The organism is Pseudomonas sp. ok266 (assembly GCF_900110195.1).
Lineage (GTDB): Bacteria > Pseudomonadota > Gammaproteobacteria > Pseudomonadales > Pseudomonadaceae > Aquipseudomonas > Aquipseudomonas neuropathica.
In genome coordinates, this window is record NZ_FOCU01000006.1 from 51,969 (window position 1) to 69,803 (window position 17,835).

General features: G+C 60.5%; 16 protein-coding genes. 9 read left to right on the forward strand and 7 right to left on the reverse strand.

Annotation, left to right across the window (positions count from 1 at the left end):
* The first annotated feature begins 3 nt into the window (after positions 1–3).
* The 3 genes from BMY54_RS12285 to BMY54_RS12295 all read left to right on the forward strand — a co-directional run bounded on the left by BMY54_RS12285 (position 4) and on the right by BMY54_RS12295 (position 3,132).
* Positions 4–690, forward strand: coding sequence for an HPP family protein (locus tag BMY54_RS12285; protein ID WP_093432715.1), 687 nt, complete (start codon positions 4–6; stop codon positions 688–690).
* A gap of 180 nt (positions 691–870) precedes the next feature.
* A complete protein-coding gene (locus tag BMY54_RS12290) occupies positions 871–1,977 on the forward strand; it encodes an enoyl-CoA hydratase/isomerase family protein (RefSeq protein WP_093432718.1) in 1,107 nt (368 codons plus the stop codon).
* Between the two features lie 3 nt (positions 1,978–1,980).
* Positions 1,981–3,132, forward strand: a complete 1,152-nt coding sequence (locus BMY54_RS12295; RefSeq protein WP_093432721.1) for an acyl-CoA dehydrogenase family protein — start codon at positions 1,981–1,983, stop codon at positions 3,130–3,132.
* Positions 3,133–3,437: 305 nt separating this feature from the next.
* On the opposite strand, the gene BMY54_RS12300 is transcribed toward BMY54_RS12295, so the two are convergent.
* The 6 genes from BMY54_RS12300 to BMY54_RS12325 form a co-directional block, all read right to left on the reverse strand.
* A complete protein-coding gene (locus BMY54_RS12300) occupies positions 3,438–4,211 on the reverse strand; it encodes an enoyl-CoA hydratase (RefSeq protein ID WP_093432724.1) in 774 nt (257 codons plus the stop codon).
* A 16-nt stretch (positions 4,212–4,227) separates the two neighbouring features.
* Positions 4,228–5,355 (reverse strand): acyl-CoA dehydrogenase, encoded by a 1,128-nt coding sequence (locus BMY54_RS12305; RefSeq protein WP_093432727.1) that lies wholly within the window; start codon positions 5,353–5,355, stop codon positions 4,228–4,230.
* Between the two features lie 143 nt (positions 5,356–5,498).
* On the reverse strand, positions 5,499–6,692 hold the full coding sequence (locus tag BMY54_RS12310; protein ID WP_034153964.1) for an acetyl-CoA C-acyltransferase: 1,194 nt from the start codon (positions 6,690–6,692) through the stop codon (positions 5,499–5,501).
* 12 nt (positions 6,693–6,704) lie between these two features.
* Positions 6,705–7,466 carry an SDR family NAD(P)-dependent oxidoreductase gene (locus BMY54_RS12315; protein WP_093432730.1) on the reverse strand — a complete coding sequence of 254 codons (762 nt, stop codon included), beginning with the start codon at positions 7,464–7,466 and terminating at the stop codon, positions 6,705–6,707.
* 16 nt (positions 7,467–7,482) lie between these two features.
* The gene (locus tag BMY54_RS12320) at positions 7,483–9,147 is read right to left on the reverse strand and encodes an AMP-binding protein (RefSeq protein WP_093432732.1); all 1,665 of its coding nucleotides are present in this window, start codon (positions 9,145–9,147) and stop codon (positions 7,483–7,485) included.
* Positions 9,148–9,413: 266 nt separating this feature from the next.
* Positions 9,414–10,430, reverse strand: coding sequence for an AraC family transcriptional regulator (locus BMY54_RS12325; RefSeq protein WP_093432735.1), 1,017 nt, complete (start codon positions 10,428–10,430; stop codon positions 9,414–9,416).
* 291 nt (positions 10,431–10,721) lie between these two features.
* On the opposite strand from BMY54_RS12325, the gene efeU reads away from it, so the two are divergent.
* Genes efeU through efeO (BMY54_RS12345) form a run of 4 tightly spaced genes read left to right on the forward strand, consistent with a single transcriptional unit; the run spans position 10,722 to position 14,945 of the window.
* The gene (efeU, locus tag BMY54_RS12330) at positions 10,722–11,567 is read left to right on the forward strand and encodes an iron uptake transporter permease EfeU (RefSeq protein WP_093432738.1); all 846 of its coding nucleotides are present in this window, start codon (positions 10,722–10,724) and stop codon (positions 11,565–11,567) included.
* An 8-nt stretch (positions 11,568–11,575) separates the two neighbouring features.
* Positions 11,576–12,775, forward strand: a complete 1,200-nt coding sequence (gene efeO / locus BMY54_RS12335; protein WP_093432740.1) for an iron uptake system protein EfeO — start codon at positions 11,576–11,578, stop codon at positions 12,773–12,775.
* Positions 12,776–12,793: 18 nt separating this feature from the next.
* Positions 12,794–14,092, forward strand: a complete 1,299-nt coding sequence (efeB, locus tag BMY54_RS12340) for an iron uptake transporter deferrochelatase/peroxidase subunit (protein WP_093432742.1) — start codon at positions 12,794–12,796, stop codon at positions 14,090–14,092.
* 28 nt (positions 14,093–14,120) lie between these two features.
* Positions 14,121–14,945 (forward strand): iron uptake system protein EfeO, encoded by an 825-nt coding sequence (gene efeO / locus BMY54_RS12345; protein ID WP_093432745.1) that lies wholly within the window; start codon positions 14,121–14,123, stop codon positions 14,943–14,945.
* 123 nt (positions 14,946–15,068) lie between these two features.
* On the opposite strand, the gene pssA is transcribed toward efeO (BMY54_RS12345), so the two are convergent.
* Positions 15,069–16,412 (reverse strand): CDP-diacylglycerol--serine O-phosphatidyltransferase, encoded by a 1,344-nt coding sequence (gene pssA, locus BMY54_RS12350; protein WP_093432748.1) that lies wholly within the window; start codon positions 16,410–16,412, stop codon positions 15,069–15,071.
* Between the two features lie 216 nt (positions 16,413–16,628).
* On the opposite strand from pssA, the gene BMY54_RS12355 reads away from it, so the two are divergent.
* Both BMY54_RS12355 and BMY54_RS12360 read left to right on the forward strand, forming a co-directional pair.
* Positions 16,629–17,192 carry a TetR/AcrR family transcriptional regulator gene (locus tag BMY54_RS12355; RefSeq protein ID WP_007914737.1) on the forward strand — a complete coding sequence of 188 codons (564 nt, stop codon included), beginning with the start codon at positions 16,629–16,631 and terminating at the stop codon, positions 17,190–17,192.
* A 54-nt stretch (positions 17,193–17,246) separates the two neighbouring features.
* On the forward strand, positions 17,247–17,726 hold the full coding sequence (locus tag BMY54_RS12360) for a nuclear transport factor 2 family protein (protein WP_093432751.1): 480 nt from the start codon (positions 17,247–17,249) through the stop codon (positions 17,724–17,726).
* Positions 17,727–17,835 lie beyond the last annotated feature (109 nt).

The window sequence follows — 17,835 nt, forward strand, 5'->3', positions numbered from 1 at the left end:
CACATGCTCGCTCGCTGGTTGCCCGCCGCCATCAACACCCGTCCCACCGAATGGAGCCGTGCCGCCATCGGCATGGCGCTGGGCACGCTGTTCAGCGTGTGGCTGTGCGCGCAGGTGTTCGGCCATGAAGTCGCCTATCACCTGATCGGCCCGCTGGGCGCTTCGGCGGTTTTGCTGTTCGCCGTGTCCTCGGGCGCCCTCGCTCAGCCGTGGTCGATTCTCGGCGGCTATTTATGTGCTGGCGTGGTCGCGTTGCTGGTGGCGCATGTGCTTGGCCGAACCCTTGGCAGCGCCTGTCTGGCGGCGGGTGTGGCGCTGATCCTGATGTGCTGGCTGCGTTGCCTGCATCCGCCCGCTGGCGCGTTGGCCCTGACGCTGGTGCTGGCGGATCCGGCGACCATCGCCATGGACTGGAAAGCCATGGAACCGGTGATGCTCGGCGCGGTGTGCATGCTGCTCAGCGCGCTTGCCTACAACAACCTGACACGGATCCGTTACCCGAAACGCCCGGCAGAACCGGCGCCGGTGCATGGGCCGGTCGACAGTCAGGCGATCACCGCCGAAGACCTGAAACTTGCCTTGGCCGAGATGGAAGCGTTTATCGACGTCACCCCCGAAGACCTCGAACAACTGATCCACGCCAGCGAACTGCACGCCAAACGGCGCAGCATTACCGAAACATTCCGCTGACCCCGGGTAGGCGCTGCCGCAGGCTGCTCCTACACAGGAACGCGGCGATTCGGGTGATGTAAAAACGCAAACTCCCCCTGCGAATATCCCGGTTGTACAGGGCAAATTTGCACTGTTACGATCGGTTAACGCTCGCGCGCGAGCTTCTCGAATAAAGACAATAAAAGCAGGGAGTTACTGATGACAGCTCAGGCTTCATCCCCGCGGACCCCGTCCATGGATGCCACGCAAAACGAAGTGCTGGCCGAGGTTCGCAATCATATCGGTCACCTGACCCTCAACCGCCCCGCCGGTCTCAATGCCATTACCCTCGACATGGTGCGCTTGCTGCAACAGCAGCTCGACGCCTGGGCGACTGACGCCGATGTTCACGCCGTGGTCCTGCGCGGTGCCGGTGAAAAAGCCTTCTGTGCCGGTGGCGACATTCGGTCCCTTTACGACAGTTTCAAAAGCGGCGACACGCTGCACGAAGATTTCTTCGTCGAGGAATACGCCCTCGACCTGACGATTCATCACTACCGCAAACCGGTATTGGCGCTGATGGACGGTTTCGTTCTCGGCGGCGGCATGGGCCTGGTGCAAGGCGCCGATCTGCGTGTGGTCACCGAGAAGAGCCGTCTGGCCATGCCAGAAGTGGCCATCGGTTATTTCCCCGATGTCGGTGGCAGTTATTTCCTGCCGCGCATTCCCGGTGAGCTGGGCATCTATCTGGGGGTCAGCGGCGTGCAGATCCGTGCCGCCGACGCGCTGTATTGCGGCTTGGCCGACTGGTATCTGGACAGCAGCAAAGTGGCGCTGCTCGACGAAAGACTCGATCAGATGGAATGGCAGGACACACCGCTCAAGGCCCTGCAAAACCTGCTGGCCAAACACGCAGTGCAAACCTTGCCCGATGCGCCACTTGAGGCTTTGCGCCCGGCCATCGACCATTTCTTCGCCCTGCCGGACGTACCGAGCATGGTCGAGCAGTTACGCGCAGTGACGGTTGCCAACAGCCACGAATGGGCGACCACCACGGCTGACCTGCTGGAAACCCGCTCGCCGTTGGCCATGGCGGTGACCCTGGAGATGCTGCGTCGCGGCCGCCACTTGAGCCTGGAACAGTGCTTCGCGCTGGAACTGCATCTGGATCGCCAGTGGTTCTCCCGCGGCGACCTGATCGAAGGCGTCCGCGCCCTGCTGATCGATAAAGACAAGACACCTCGCTGGAACCCGCCGACCCTCGCTGCGCTGGACGCAGAGCATGTCGCGAGTTTCTTCCACGGGTTTGCTGAGAGCGGGAGCTGAGCCATGCACGATCTCGAACTGACTGAAGAACAAGTAATGATCCGCGACATGGCCCGGGACTTTGCCCGTGGCGAAATCGCGCCCCATGCGCAGGCGTGGGAAAAGGCTGGCTGGATCGATGACGCGCTCGTCGCGAAGATGGGTGAGCTCGGTTTGCTCGGCATGGTGGTGCCCGAAGAATGGGGTGGCACCTACGTCGATTACGTCGCCTATGCCTTGGCCGTGGAAGAGATCTCTGCCGGTGATGGCGCAACCGGCGCCTTCATGAGTATCCATAACTCGGTGGGCTGCGGTCCGGTGCTCAATTACGGCAGCGAAGCGCAAAAACAGACCTGGCTGGCGGATCTGGCCAGTGGGCAAACCATCGGCTGCTTCTGCCTGACCGAACCGCAGGCCGGTTCCGAGGCGCACAACCTGCGCACCCGCGCCGAGTTGCGTGACGGCCAGTGGGTGATCAACGGCGCCAAGCAATTTGTCAGTAACGGCAAACGGGCGAAACTGGCGATCGTCTTTGCCGTGACCGATCCGGATCTGGGCAAGAAAGGTATTTCGGCGTTTCTGGTGCCGACCGATACAGCGGGGTTTATCGTTGATCGCACCGAGCACAAAATGGGCATTCGCGCCTCCGACACCTGCGCGGTGACGTTGAACAACTGCAGCATTCCCGAGGCCAATCTGCTCGGTGAACGCGGTAAAGGTCTGGCGATCGCCCTGTCCAACCTTGAAGGTGGTCGCATCGGCATCGCTGCGCAAGCATTGGGCATCGCCCGTGCTGCGTTTGAAGCGGCGCTGGTGTATTCGCGCGATCGCATCCAGTTCGGCAAACCGATCAACGAGCACCAGAGCATCGCCAATCTGTTGGCCGACATGCACATGCAAATCAACGCGGCACGCCTGATGATCCTGCATGCGGCGCGACTGCGCACGGCGGGCAAACCGTGTTTGTCGCAGGCGTCACAGGCCAAACTGTTTGCGTCGGAAATGGCCGAGAAGGTCTGTTCGTCAGCGATTCAGATTCATGGCGGGTATGGGTATCTGGAGGATTATCCGGTCGAGAAGTATTACCGCGATGCGCGGATTACCCAGATCTATGAAGGGTCGAGCGAGATTCAGCGGATGGTGATTGCGCGGGAGCTGAAGAACTATCAGTTGTAACGGTGTTGGCCCCTTTCCCTCACCCCAGCCCTCTCCCGGGGGGAGAGGGGGCCGACCGAGGTGTCTGGCGTCATGCATCGACCTGAAAGGTCGAGTCGATTATGGATTCAATAAAGCACTTTCAGGTCGGCGTAAATCTGAAATATCCCCCAATCAGTCCCCTCTCCCTCCGGGAGAGGGTTAGGGTGAGGGGCGCGAGCAGGCTCGCTCCCACAGAGATCTCCAGCGAACACAGATTTTGTGAACGCCGATAACCTCATGTGGGAGCGAGCCTGCTCGCGAAGGCGTCATCTCAGGCACCGCATTTATTTGCCTTTGAACTCAGCCTCACGCTTGGCAATAAATGCCGCCATCCCTTCCTTCTGATCCTGCGTCGCGAACGCCGCATGGAACACGCGGCGCTCAAAGCGCACGCCCTCAGTCAGATTGACCTCAAAGGCTCGGTTGACGCTTTCCTTGACCATCATCGCAATCGGCAACGACTTGCTGGCAATCACCGCAGCAACCTTCAACGCTTCATCCAACAACTCATCGCTCGGCACGATCCGCGCAACGATGCCGCAACGCTCGGCCTCCACCGCATCGATCATGCGTCCGCTCAGGCACATCTCCATGGCTTTCGCCTTGCCGACGGCGCGGGTCAGGCGCTGGGTGCCGCCCATGCCCGGCAGTACGCCGAGGTTGATTTCCGGCTGACCGAATCTGGCGTTGTCACCGGCCAGAATGAAGTCGCACATCAACGCCAGTTCACAACCACCGCCAAGGGCAAAACCGTTGACGGCGGCAATGATCGGCTTGCGCCGGTTGGCCACGCGATCGCTGTCGCTGAACAGATCGTCCATGTAGATCTGCGGGTAGGTCAGCTCGGCCATTTCCTTGATGTCGGCACCGGCGGCAAAGGCCTTTTTCGAACCGGTGAGAACGATGCAGCCAATGTTCGCATCCGCTTCCAGCGCATCCAGGGCCTGGTTCACTTCGCTGACCAGTTGCGCGTTCAGCGCATTCAGCGCCTGCGGCCGGTTGAGGGTGATCAGGCCAACGCGGCCATGGGTTTCCAGCAGAATGGTTTCGTACGTCATGAATCAAAATTCCTTCTTAAAGATTGCGCGAAATAACCATGCGCTGAATATCGCTGGTGCCTTCGTAGATCTGGCACACGCGCACGTCGCGGTAGATGCGCTCCAGCGGGAAGTCGTTGAGGTAACCGTAACCGCCGAGGGTTTGCAACGCCATCGAGCAGACCTTCTCGGCCATCTCCGAGGCGAACAGTTTGGCCATCGACGCCTCGACCAGTGCCGGTTGCCCACTGTCACGCAGGGCCGCCGCGTAATGCACCATCTGCCGGGCGACGGCGATCTGCGTGGCCATGTCGGCGAGGCGGAAAGCTACGGCCTGATGTTCGATGATCGGCTTGCCGAAGGTGTCGCGTTCACGGGCGTAATCACGCGCCGCTTCAAACGCCGCGCGAGCCATGCCCACCGACTGCGAAGCGATGCCGACGCGACCGCCTTCAAGGTTGGCCAGAGCAATCTTGTAGCCCTCGCCCTCTTCACCCAGGCGGTTGGCCACCGGCACTTTCACATCTTCAAAGAGGATCTGGCAGGTGTCGGAGGCGTGTTGGCCGAGCTTGTCTTCGACGCGAGCGACTTTATAGCCCGGTGAATCGGTCGGCACGATAAACGCGCTGATACCGCGTTTGCCGGCACTCGGATCGGTCACCGCAAACACAATCACGATCCCGGCGTTTTGCCCGGAGGTGATGAACTGTTTGCAACCGTTCAGCACGTAGTGATCGCCGTCCAGCCGTGCACGGGTTTTCAGGCTGCTGGCGTCGGAACCGGCCTGTGGTTCGGTCAATGCAAAGGCACCGAGCATGGCGCCGCTGGCCAACGGTTTGAGGAAGCGTTCACGCTGATCGTCATTGCCGAACTTGAGGATCGGCACGCAGCCGACCGAGTTGTGCACGCTCATGATCGTCGAACAGGCGCCGTCGCCGGCGGCGATTTCTTCCAGAGCCATGGCGTACGCCAGGTAACCGGTGTCGCAACCGCCCCACTGCTCCGGCACGAGCATGCCGAAGAAGCCCAGCTCGGCCATTTCAGCGATGGCTTCCTTGGGGAAACGGTGCTCGCGATCCCACTCGGCGGCGAACGGCTTCAAGCGTTCCTCGGCAAATTGCCGGGCCATATCACGAATCTGGGTTTGGTCTTCGTTGGGAATCATGGTGAATCCTTAAATCCTGGTTACCACACAGAACCCCTGTGGGAGCGAGCTTGCTCGCGAAAGCGGTGTGTCATTCAACTCCAATGCTGGCTGACAGGACGCCTTCGCGAGCAAGCTCGCTCCCACATGGGCTATTTTAGCGATCAATACACGCATTCCACAGCCATGGCCGTGGCTTCGCCGCCGCCGATGCAGATCGCCGCGATGCCGCGTTTCTGCTTTCTCTGGCGTAGCGCCGAGAGCAACGTCACCAGAATCCGCGCACCCGAAGCACCGATCGGATGACCCAGCGCACAGGCACCCCCATGCACATTCAACTTGTCATGGGGGATTTCCAGGTGCGTCATCGCCGCCATGCCAACCACGGCAAACGCTTCGTTGACCTCGAACAGATCGACATCACCCAGCGACCAACCGGTTTTCTTGATCAGCTTCTTGATCGCGCCAATCGGCGCCACCGGGAACAGCCCCGGGGTATCGGCGAACGCAGCGTGGCCATGGATCACCGCCAGCGGTTTCAGCCCGAGTTTCTGCGCCTGCGACTGGCGCATCAGCACCAGCGCCGCCGCACCGTCAGAGATCGAACTGGAATTCGCCGCCGTCACCGTGCCGCCCTCGCGAAACGCCGGTTTCAGCGAGGCCACTTTGTCGAGTTTGGCTTTCGGTGGCTGCTCGTCATGGCTGATCAGCACCTGTTCTTTGCCGACGGTCACGGTCAGCGGGACGATTTCGTCCTTGAAGCTGCCGTCCTTGATCGCCTGCTGCGCGCGGGTGGTCGAGGCGATAGCAAAGGCGTCCTGCGCTTCGCGGCTGAAGTGGTTGGTCTCGGCGCAGTCTTCGGCGAAGGTGCCCATCAAGCGGCCCTTGTCGTAGGCGTCTTCGAGGCCGTCGAGGAACATCGAGTCGAGCACGCGGCCGTGGCCCATGCGATAACCGGCGCGAGCACGATCCAGCAGATACGGCGAGTTGGACATGCTTTCCATGCCACCGGCGATCACCACATCAGCACTGCCAGCCACCAGCATGTCGTGAGCGAGAATGGTGGTTTCCATGCCCGAGCCGCACATCTTGTTGACCGTGGTGCAGCGGGTCGATTTATCCAGCCCGGCGCCCAATGCAGCCTGACGCGCAGGCGCCTGGCCGAGGCCCGCAGGCAGCACGCAACCGAATAGCACTTCATCGACCGCGTCGCTGGCAACACCGGCACGTTCAACCGCAGCCTTGATCGCAGCAGCACCGAGTTGCGGCGCGGTGAGGCTTTTCAGTTCGCCCTGAAAACCGCCCATCGGCGTGCGCACGGCGCTGACGATGACAATCGGATCGTTGGAAATAGTCATGACAAATCCTCCTTACTTGGCGGCCATGCGCAAGGCACCGTCGAGACGGATCACCTCGCCGTTGAGCATGCTGTTTTCGATGATATGCCGAACCAGCGCGGCGTACTCGGCAGGCTTGCCCAGACGCGGCGGGAACGGTACGCCGGCGGCCAGTGAATCGCGGACTTCCGGGGTCATGCCGGCCATCATCGGCGTTTCGAAAATACCTGGGGCGATGGTCATCACGCGGATGCCGAAGCGTGCCAGTTCACGGGCGGCCGGCAGGGTCAGGCTGGCGATCGCGCCTTTCGAAGCGGAATACGCCGCTTGGCCGATCTGGCCGTCAAACGCTGCGACCGAGGCGGTGTTGATGATCACGCCGCGTTCGCCGTCGGCATTGGCCTCGGCTTCGGCGATGGCCGCAGCGGCCAGGCGCAACATATTGAAGCTGCCGATCAGGTTGACGTTGATCACCTGGGCGAAACTGCTCAGTGCATGCGGGCCGTTCTTGCCGAGGATCTTCTCGCCACGGACGATACCGGCGCAGTTGACCAGACCGTTGAGGCTGCCAAAGGCTTTAACGGTGGCCTGCACGGCAGCTTCAGCGGCGGCTTCGTTGCTGATATCGGCCACCACGCTTCGCGCGCCCAAACGCTGCGCCTGTGCGGCGACAGCTTCGGCATTCATGTCCACCAGCATCACTTTGGCGCCGGCACTGACCAGCAATTCAGCGGTGGCGGCACCCAGGCCGGACGCGCCGCCGGTGACGATAAAAACCTTGTTTTCGATCTGCATGACTGTACTTCCTGATTCAAGCTGAAACGTTATGTGCCGCGGCCTCTTGAGCCTTGGCGATTTCCTGGTTGCGCAAGATAAAGCGCTGCAATTTGCCACTTGGGGTCTTGGGCAATTCGCTGACAAATTCGATTTCACGCGGGTATGAGTGTGCGGCCAGACGTTTGCGTACGTGTTGGCGCAATTCTTCGGCCAGCTCCGGCGCGGCGCGGTATTGCGCACTCAGCACGACGAAGGCTTTGACCAGTTCGGTGCGCTCCGGGTCCGGCTTGCCGACGACGGCCGCTTCGACCACTGCCGGGTGCTCAATCAGCGCACTTTCGACATCGAACGGGCCTACGCGGTAGCCCGATGTGGTGATCACGTCATCGCTGCGGCCGACAAAACTGATGCTGCCGTCCGGGTTCCATTCCACGGTGTCACCGCTCAGGTAGTAATCGCCGACGAAAGCCTTGGTCGGCGCGCCTTCGTAACCGCCGAACCAGCACATCGGCGATTGCGGACGGTCGATGGCGAGAATGCCCGGCTGGCCGACACCAAGTTCGTTGTACTGATCGTCGAGCACCACAATGCGATGGCCCGGCGAGGCGAAACCGGCGGCTCCAACGTGCACCGCGTGATCAAGGCCGTGGTGGTTGCACAGGACCATGCCCAGTTCGGTCTGGCCGTAATGGTCGTGGATGACCACGCCGAGGTTGTCGGCGAACCAGCGGATGACTTCCGGGTTCAGCGGTTCGCCGGCGCTGCTGACGATGCGCAACTTGCCCTTGATCGACTTGGCGAATTCGTCGCCACCGGCGATCAGCAAGCGATAAGCGGTGGGCGAACCGGTGAGGTTGGTGATGCCGTACTTGTTGATCACCCGGCAAGTGCTTTCGAGGGTGAACGGCCCATCGTAGAAAGTGATCGGATGGCCCATCGACAATGGCCCGGTGACGCCGAAATAGATGCCGTAGGCCCAACCCGGATCGGCGACGTTCCAGAAGGCGTCTTCGGGACGCAGGTCTACCGCATCGCGGGTGTAACTCTGGAACGCGACGATGGCTTTGAGCGGTACCGACAGCGCTTTCGAAGGGCCGGTGGTGCCGGAGGTGAACATCAGCAGGAACGGGTCTTCGCCGGTCAACAGGACCGGTTCGCAGACATTGGCATAATTGGCCAGCTCGGCCCAGAAGCTGAAGTCGCCACGGACGATACCCTGGCCTTTGGCGCCGCCAACGGTCACGAGGGTCGGGCAGTCAGCGACTTCGGCGAGTTTCGGCCGGTTGACCGCATCGGTGACCACGACTTTGGCGCCGGAGCTGTTCAGGCGATGTTCGAGGGCTTTGGGGCCGAAGGCGGTGAACAGCGGTTGATACACGGCGCCGATGCGCCAGGTGGCGAGCACGGTGATGAGCAATTCGATGTTGCGCGGCAGCAGGCCGGCGACCTTGTCGCCCTTCTGCACGCCCTGAGCGAGGAGGAAGTTGGCGAAACGCGAGGCTTTGTCCTGCAGGTCGCTGAAGGTGTACGTCGCACTGGCGCCGTCGCGGCCTTCCCAGAACAGCGCAATGCGCCCGGGCAAGGCATGACGGTCGCAACATTCGACGCAGGCGTTGAGTGCCGCAAGCGTACCGCTGAGCGCGGCATCCACGGTGTGCTGATAGTTGAACTGTGCGGTGGCAGACAAGTAATCGCGCATTGCCAGAATCCCTCTGTTTTTTATTAGGCTGGGAACCGTAAACAACAGGGGGATAGTCGCGCTGTGCGGGGGCTGGGGCAATGGTCAAAGCCATCAATGTGGCTGACTGGTTTGGCCAAGACCGCTACCACACTGATCGTTCCCACGCTCTGCGTGGGAATGCAGCCTCGGACGCTCTGCGTCCGCTCCAGAGCTGGAACGCGGCGCGTCCCTTGAGGCATTCCCACGCGGAGCGTGGGAACGATCAAGCGGCGGAATGTGTTGGGTCAGACAACCTCATTCAGGATCAGTTGGCGATAGTGGCCCGGATTCGACCCCGACCATTTGCGAAACGCCTTGTAGAACGAACTCGCATCGGCAAATCCCAAGCGGCTGGCAATCTCGACAAAACTGATCGAAGGCTCCGCCAGCCAGATAATCGCCAGTTCTTTGCGCACGCTGTCCTTGAGCCCTTGGTAGGTCTGCCCTTCTTCCGCCAAGCGCCGGCGCAACGTCGAAGCCGACATGCACAACTGTTGGGCCAGGGCCTCGGTTTCCGGCCACTGCTCGGCCGGCAACTCCCGCAGATCGTGCTTGATCCGACTGGCAAGGCTTTCCGGGTCGCGATACTTGACCAGAATGTTGGCCGGGGCGTGGGCGAGAAAGCGTTTCAGTTCTTCGGCGGTGCGCTTGATCGGTAGATCGAGGCAATCGGCAGAGAAGATCATCCGCGTACGTGGACGCTCGAAACGCAGGTTTTCCGAGAACATCACTCGATAGTCATCGGTGAACGCCGGCGCCGCACAGCGCAGTTCGATCGCCAGAATCGGAATCCGCCGCCCCGCCAGCCAACAGGCCACGCCGTGGACGATCATCCAGTAGGTGAAATAGGTGAAAGCGCGGCGTGGCTCGTGGTCATCCTCCAGCAGGACGATCTCCGCCAGACTTTGCTGATGCACCAATTGCGCTGGCATGCGCTCCAGCATCAGCGACAGAAAGCTCAGCCCCGTGTTCAAACCCGCCGCCAGCGTCGGTTGCGCCATCGCGCTGCGACAGAGGAATTCAAGGCTGCCAGACTTGAGCTTGCGCGGGTCCATGCCAAAAAACTCGTCATCCCCGCGTCGGGCCAACAAGCGCCAGAGTCTGGCGTACTGCGACGCCGGTACCCGGCCGTGCTCGTTTTGCAGCAACGCCGGAGCAATCCCGACCTTGTTCAACACCTCTTCGGTGGCTGCGCCCGGGGTACAACTTTGCAGCAGCGCTTCACGCACCAGTTGCACGGCGATGGTGTCTTTTTCCGACATGGAGCGCGGTAAACCTTGTTGTTTTTGAGTGGTGGGCATCTTACCGCAGGACACGAATTCAACACGAATCCCCTGTAGGAGTGAGCCCGCTCGCGATAGCGTCGTGTCAGTCAACATTGATTTTTCTGAGCCACCGCTTTCGCGAGCAGGCTCACTCCTACAGGGATCTGTGTGAGGCGAAAATTTAGGTTGTTCAGCTTGTGTTCAGGTTTATGCCAATCATTGTCATGTGAGAATGCTTGTCATTATGTTACAACTTGTAACCTCTTCGAATGACTTACTGGACACCGAATGCTCGTTCCCTTCCTGATCATGCTGCGCGAAGGCATTGAAGCCGCGCTGATCGTTGGCATTATCGCCAGCTACCTGCAACAGACTGGCCGTGGGCAATGGATGCCTGCCGTGTGGATCGGCGTATTTCTCGCCGCTGCCCTCGCCCTGCTGGTGGGCGGTGGTCTTGAATTGGTCAGCGCTGAATTCCCGCAAAAGCAGCAGGAGCTGTTCGAAGGCGTGGTCGGGCTGATGGCCGTAGGCATTCTCAGCTCCATGGTGTTCTGGATGCGCAAGGTCGCGCGCTCGATCAAGCATTCGCTGCAAGCCTCGCTGGATCACGCGCTGACTTCCTCTAAACATCAGGTCATTGCACTGATCGCCATGGTGTTCTTCGCGGTCGCTCGCGAAGGCCTGGAAACGGTGTTCTTCCTGCTCGCGGTATTCCAGCAAAGCGAAGGCCCCGGCGCGCCGATCGGTGCCCTGCTCGGGCTGATTTTGGCGATCATCGTCGGTTTCCTGATCTACAGCGGCAGCATGCGCCTCAATCTTTCGGCGTTCTTCAAGTGGACCGGCCTGTTCATTCTGGTGGTGGCCGCCGGGATTCTCGCCAACTCGGTGCAGGCGTTGCATGAAGCCGGGTTGTGGAATCACCTGCAAACCGTGCTGTTCGACTTTAGCGCGACGCTGCCGATGGATGGCCCGTTGGGTTCGGTGCTGGCCGGCATGTTCGGTTATCAGGATGCGCCGACCGTCAGCACCCTCGGTGCGTATCTGCTTTATCTGCTGGTGGCGCTGGTGATGTTCTTTTACCCGGCTCCCGCGCCGAAGCCCTCCGCACAATCGTCTTCCGTTTCCAGCCAATAAGGGCATTCATGTCAAAGCCTAATACTCCTCAGGCCTCCCCTCCTCGCGCCTTGCGTTGGGCGGTGGCCGGCTCGGTGGTGGTGATGATCGCCGCCGGTGGTCTGTTTTATTACGCCTCGAAAATGGCTGCGGCCAAGCGTCAGCACAACCACGATGAAGTGGTGGTGAACATTCATCCCGGCAGTTGTGAACCCAACGCGCTGACGGTGCCGGCCGGTCGCGCCAGTTTCCGCATCGTCAACCGCTCCGACCGCGCAGTGGAATGGGAAATCCTCGACGGCGTGCTCGTTGTCGAGGAGCGGGAAAACATTGCGCCGGGCCTCAGCCAAGTGATCAACGCCAACCTGCAACCGGGCGATTACGCGATCACCTGCGGCCTGCTGAGCAACCCGCGCGGCACCCTGCACGTGACGCCAACTGCCGCCTCTGAGGCTGCGGCCAAAGCCAAGCCGTCGATGGTCGCCTTCGTCGGGCCGCTGTCGGAATTTCGCGTGTACCTGGCCAGCCAGAGCAACGCATTGATCAAAGCCGTGACCGCGCTCGATCAAGCGATTGAAAGCGGCGACCTCAGTCAGGCTCAAGCGCTGTACTTACCGGCCCGCGCGGCTTATCAGCGTCTGGCCCCTGCCGCGCAACGCCTGGCGGAACTGGACAACAGCATCAACGCCCGCGCCGACTACTTCGAAAAGCGCGAACAGGATCCGGCCTTCGTCGGTTTCCACCGCATCGAATACGCACTGTTCCAGCAACGCAATCTCGACCAACTGACGCCCGTTGCCCAGCGCCTGCTCAGCGATGTCACCACGCTCAAACAGCAATTGCTCGCGCAGAGCCTGCCACCGGAGCAACTGGTCAGCATCATCGTGCGCAACCTCAACACCTTGGCCGACGTCCGTGCTGCCAGCGGTGAAGAAGAACGCTACAGCCACAGCGACCTCAACGGTTTCGCTGCCAACGTGCAAACCGCGCACAAAGTCGTCGATCTGCTGCGGCCGATGCTGAGCAAATCAGCCGCTGACCTGCTGCCGAAAATCGATAAGGCACTGGCGGATTTCGACAGCGAACTCGACACCTACAAGATCAAGGACGGCTACGCCAGTTACGACGCCATCAGCGGCGAACAACGCAAGCAGATTGCCGACAAGGCCCAGGCTCTGGCCGACGCTCTGGATGGCATCGATCCCGCCCTCGGCCTCTCCGGCCTGTAAGCAGAAGACGATTTGACGATGAAAGATAGCGAACCACTCAACCTGCAACGTCGCCGTGTCCTGATGGGCATGGGCGCCGCCGGTGTCGCCCTCGCCGGCTCGGCCCTGAGCTGTCCGGCCATGGCCGCCGCGCCGGCACAAGTCACCGAAGCACCGAGCAGTGACAAGACCGAAGACCGTCACGATTTCCACGGCATCCACCAGACCGGCATCGTCACCCCGCGGCCGGCGTCGGGCATGCTCGTATCGTTCGACGTGTTGGCCAGTGATCGTGAAGATCTGGAGCGGCTGTTCCGCACCCTCAACGAGCGCATCGCGTTCCTGATGAAGGGCGGCCCGGTGGCGCAGATCGATCCGAAACTGCCGCCGCCGGACTCCGGCATCCTTGGCCCGAATGTAACCCCGGACAACCTGACCATCACGGTTTCGGTCGGCGAGTCGCTGTTCGACGAGCGCTTCGGTCTGGCCGACGCCAAGCCCAAACGCCTGATGCGCATGGTCGGGTTTCCCAACGATGCGCTGGACGCCGATTGCTGCCACGGTGACCTGAGCCTGCAGTTCTGCTCGAACACCGCCGACACCAACATTCACGCCCTGCGCGATATCGTCAAAAACCTTCCCGACCTGCTGCTGGTGCGCTGGAAGCAGGAAGGCAGCGTACCGCCGCAAGCCCCGGCAAAAGCCGGCGTGCCGGCGCAATCGGCACGTAACTTCCTCGGCTTCCGCGATGGCTCGGCCAACCCCGATTCCAACGACGCTAAAGCCATGGATCGCCTGGTCTGGGTGCAACCGGGCAGTGACGAACCGGCCTGGGCCGCTCACGGCAGCTATCAAGCGGTGCGGATCATCCGCAACTTTGTCGAGCGCTGGGACCGTACGCCATTGCAGGAACAGGAAAGCATCATCGGCCGGGTCAAAACCACTGGCGCGCCGATGGGTGCACAGCATGAGACTGAAGTCCCGGATTACAGCAAAGACCCGGCCGGCAAGCTGACCAAGCTCGACGCGCACATTCGCCTGGCCAACCCGCGCACCGCCGCGAGCCAGGCCAATCTGATCCTGCGCCGGCCGTTCAACTATTCGAATGGCGTGAACAAGAACGGCCAGCTCGACATGGGCCTGCTGTTCATCTGCTACCAGGCCGATCTGGAAAAAGGCTTTATCACCGTGCAGACCCGTCTCAACGGCGAGCCGCTGGAGGAATACCTCAAACCGGTCGGCGGCGGCTATTTCTTTACCCTGCCGGGTGTCACGGGCGACAAGGACTTTATCGGTCGCTCGCTGCTCAACGCCACACAACCGAAAACAGCCGCATAAAACAATCTCGACACTGGAGCCGCCCCCGATGAAAAAGACCCCACTCGCGTTACTGCTGACCCTTGGTTTGCTCAACACCCCGCTGTCGGCATTCGCTGCCACCGCACCGCTGGATCTGGTGGGGCCGGTTTCGGACTACAAGATTTACGTTACCGAGCAATTGGATGAGCTGGGCAGCCACACCCAACAATTCACCGATGCGGTGAAGAAAGGCGACCTGGCTACTGCGCAAAAGCTCTACGCGCCAACCCGCGTTTACTACGAGTCGATCGAGCCGATTGCCGAGCTGTTCAGTGACCTCGATGCGTCCATCGACTCCCGTGTCGACGACCACGAGAAAGGCGTAAAGGCTGACGACTTCACCGGCTTCCACCGCATCGAGTACTCGCTGTTCTCGGAAAAAAGCACCCAGGGCCTTAACGAGTTGGCGGACAAGCTCAACAGCGACGTAAAAGATCTGCAAACCCGCGTCGCCGACCTGACTTTCCCGCCGGAGAAAGTCGTCGGCGGTGCCGCCGCGCTGCTGGAAGAAGTCGCCGCGACCAAGATCTCCGGCGAAGAAGATCGCTACAGCCACACTGACCTGTATGACTTCCAGGGCAACATCGACGGCGCGAAGAAAATCGTTGATCTGTTCCGTCCGCAGATCGAGCAGCAGGACAAGGCTTTTGCTGCGAAGGTGGACAAGAACTTTGCCACGGTCGACAAGATTCTGGCCAAGTACAAGACCCAGGACGGTGGTTTCGAGACGTATGACAAGGTGAAGGACAACGACCGTAAAGCGCTGGTTGGGCCGGTGAATACGCTGGCTGAAGATTTGTCCACGTTGCGTGGCAAGTTGGGGCTGAACTAAGTTCTTTAGTGCCTGGCTTGCCCCCTTCGCGAGCAAGCTCGCTCCCACATTTGGAATGCATTCCCCCTGTGGGAGCGAGCTTGCTCGCGAAGGCTTTATCAGCCGCGCTAGATAATTTCGACTTTAGAGAATCCGGTAGAGCAACCGCTCAATCCGCACCCGACTCACGCGCTTGAGAAACTTGGCCACCCCGGCCGGGTATTCGGGCAGCGTCTCCAGGCTCTGAAAGCTGTCGATCCGTGTGGTATGGCGGAAAATCTCTTCAAGCTCTTTCGCCCGCGGCTCCAGCCATTCCCCTTTCGGGTCATCGATCAACAAGGCGTTTTCCAGATCCAGGCGGAACGCCCGTGGATTGAGGTTGTTGCCGGTCAGCAGCGTATAGCGCTGATCAATCCACATGCCCTTGAGGTGATAGGTGTTGTCGCCGTCACGCCACAGGTGCAGGTTCAACTGCCCGCTGTCGATGTTGCGCTGATGGCGCTTGGCAAAGCGGCGCAGGCTGATTTCGTACAGATACGGCAACGCCGCGATCACCTTGAACGGCTCGCTCGGCGGGATATAAAAGTCGTTGGCGGTCTTGTCGCCGACCACGATATCGATCTTCACGCCACGGGCCAGCGCTCGGTTGATCTCGCGAATCACACCCAACGGCAGGTTGAAGTACGGGGTGCAGATGGTCAGCTGTTTTTGCGCGCTGGCGATCAGTTCGAGAATCGCCCGGTTCAACGGGTTGTTCTTGCCGACGCCGAGCAGCGGGCTGACCGACAGGCCGTCTCTGGCGGTGCTGCCATTGGCGGTGTCGTACGTCGCGTATTTGAGACGGCTGCGCAGATCGCCGATGTCGTTGCGCAGGCTGCGTGTGGTCGGCAGGTTCGGCAGATCGAGGCGATGCACGGCTTTGGATTCGATCAGGCCATGTTTGACCAGGTGATGCATCGAGTCGGCCAGCTCAGCGCTGTGCAGCACGTGATAACGGTCGAAACGGTACTTGTCGAATTTGTGCAGGTAAACGTTGTTCAGGCTCGCACCGCTGTAGACCACGCAGTCGTCGATCACAAAGCCCTTCAAATGCAGCACGCCGAACAACTCGCGGGTCTGCACCGGCACGCCGTACACCGGCACTTCGCTCTGGTGCGTGCGGGTCATTTCCTGATACCACGCCGAATTGCCCGGCTGCTTGCCGGCGCCGATCAGCCCGCGCTGGGCGCGCAACCAATCGACGACCACGGCGATCTCCAGCTCGGGGCGCTTGAGCTTGGCGGCGTGCAAGGCATCGAGGATTTCCTGACCGGCTTCGTCTTGCTGCAGATACAGCGCAACGATGTAGATGCGCTGGGTCGCCGTGGCGATTTTCTCCAGCAGGCAACGACGAAACTCGGCGGCGCCGGACAGAATGGTCACGGCCTCGGCGGTCAGCGGAAAGCTGCGCAATTTGGGCAGCAAGGAACGTTTGAAAAGCAACGGCATAGGGCTCGCAATGGGTCGAATCCGAAGAACCCGAGAGCTTACACCATCGCATCCTTCGGGTCTTGTTAGTGTCTGTAATGGCCTCTTCGCGAGCAGGCTCGCTCCCACCTTTGAAACGCATTCCACTGTGGGAGCGCGCCTGCTCGCGAAGACGATTTCACAGTCGACAAAAATACCCGCTTGACCAAGGAGAACAATCGTTCTACTGTTCGCCACATGAACGAAATCACTAGCAATGACACACGCGACATCATTCTGGATGTCACCGAAAAGTTGATCTACAAAAGTGGCATCGCTGCCACCAGCATGGATCTTCTGGTGAAAACCGCCGGCGTCTCCAGAAAAAGCATCTACCGTTACTTTGCCGACAAGGACGCGCTGACCGTCGCCGCCCTGCAACGCCGCGACGTGCGCTGGATGCATTGGTACAGAAGCGCTGTCGATCAGGCCGAAACCCCGGCCGATCGCCTGCTCAACCTGTTTACCGTGCTCAAGAGCTGGTTCGCCTCCGAAGGCTTTCGCGGCTGCGCGTTCATCAACACCAGCGGCGAGACCGGCGACCCGCAAGACCCGGTGCGGCTGGTGGCGAAAGAACACAAACAGAAGCTGCTCGACTACGTGTGCGAGCTGTGTACCGAACATGGCGCCGAGGATCCGCAACTGCTGGCCAAACAGCTGCTGATCCTGATTGATGGTGCCATTACCGTAGCGCTTGTGATGGGTGATCACAGTGCCGCCGATAATGCGCAATGCATGGCGCGAAAGTTATTGGACCTGTAACGCCTTAATAAGCCGGACTTGTTGTTCAATTATTAATTAGATCGGGAGACTGATATGACTACTGCAGCCCAGGTACGTCCGCCATTGCCGCCCTTCAACCGTGAATCAGCCATCGAGAAAGTTCGCCTGGCCGAGGATGGCTGGAACTCCCGCGACCCGGAACGGGTATCGCTGGCTTACACCCTCGACACCAAATGGCGCAACCGCGCCGAATTCGCCAACAACCGCGAAGAAGCCAAGGCCTTCCTGACCCGTAAATGGGCGAAGGAACTGGATTACCGTTTGATCAAGGAACTCTGGGCTTACTCGGATACCCGCATCGCCGTGCGTTACGCCTATGAATGGCACGATGATTCGGGCAACTGGTTCCGCTCCTACGGCAACGAAAACTGGGAGTTCGACGAGCAAGGCCTGATGTTCCAGCGTTACGCGTGCATCAACGACATGCCGATCAAGGAAAGCGAACGCAAGTTCCACTGGCCGCTGGGCAGGCGCCCGGATGATCATCCGAGCCTGTCTGACCTCGGTCTGTAGATTCACAAAGATCCAATGTGGGAGCGAGCTTGCTCGCGAATGCGGTTTATCAGTAATCACAGTATTTACTGAAAGGACGCCTTCGCGAGCAAGCTCGCTCCCACAGGTT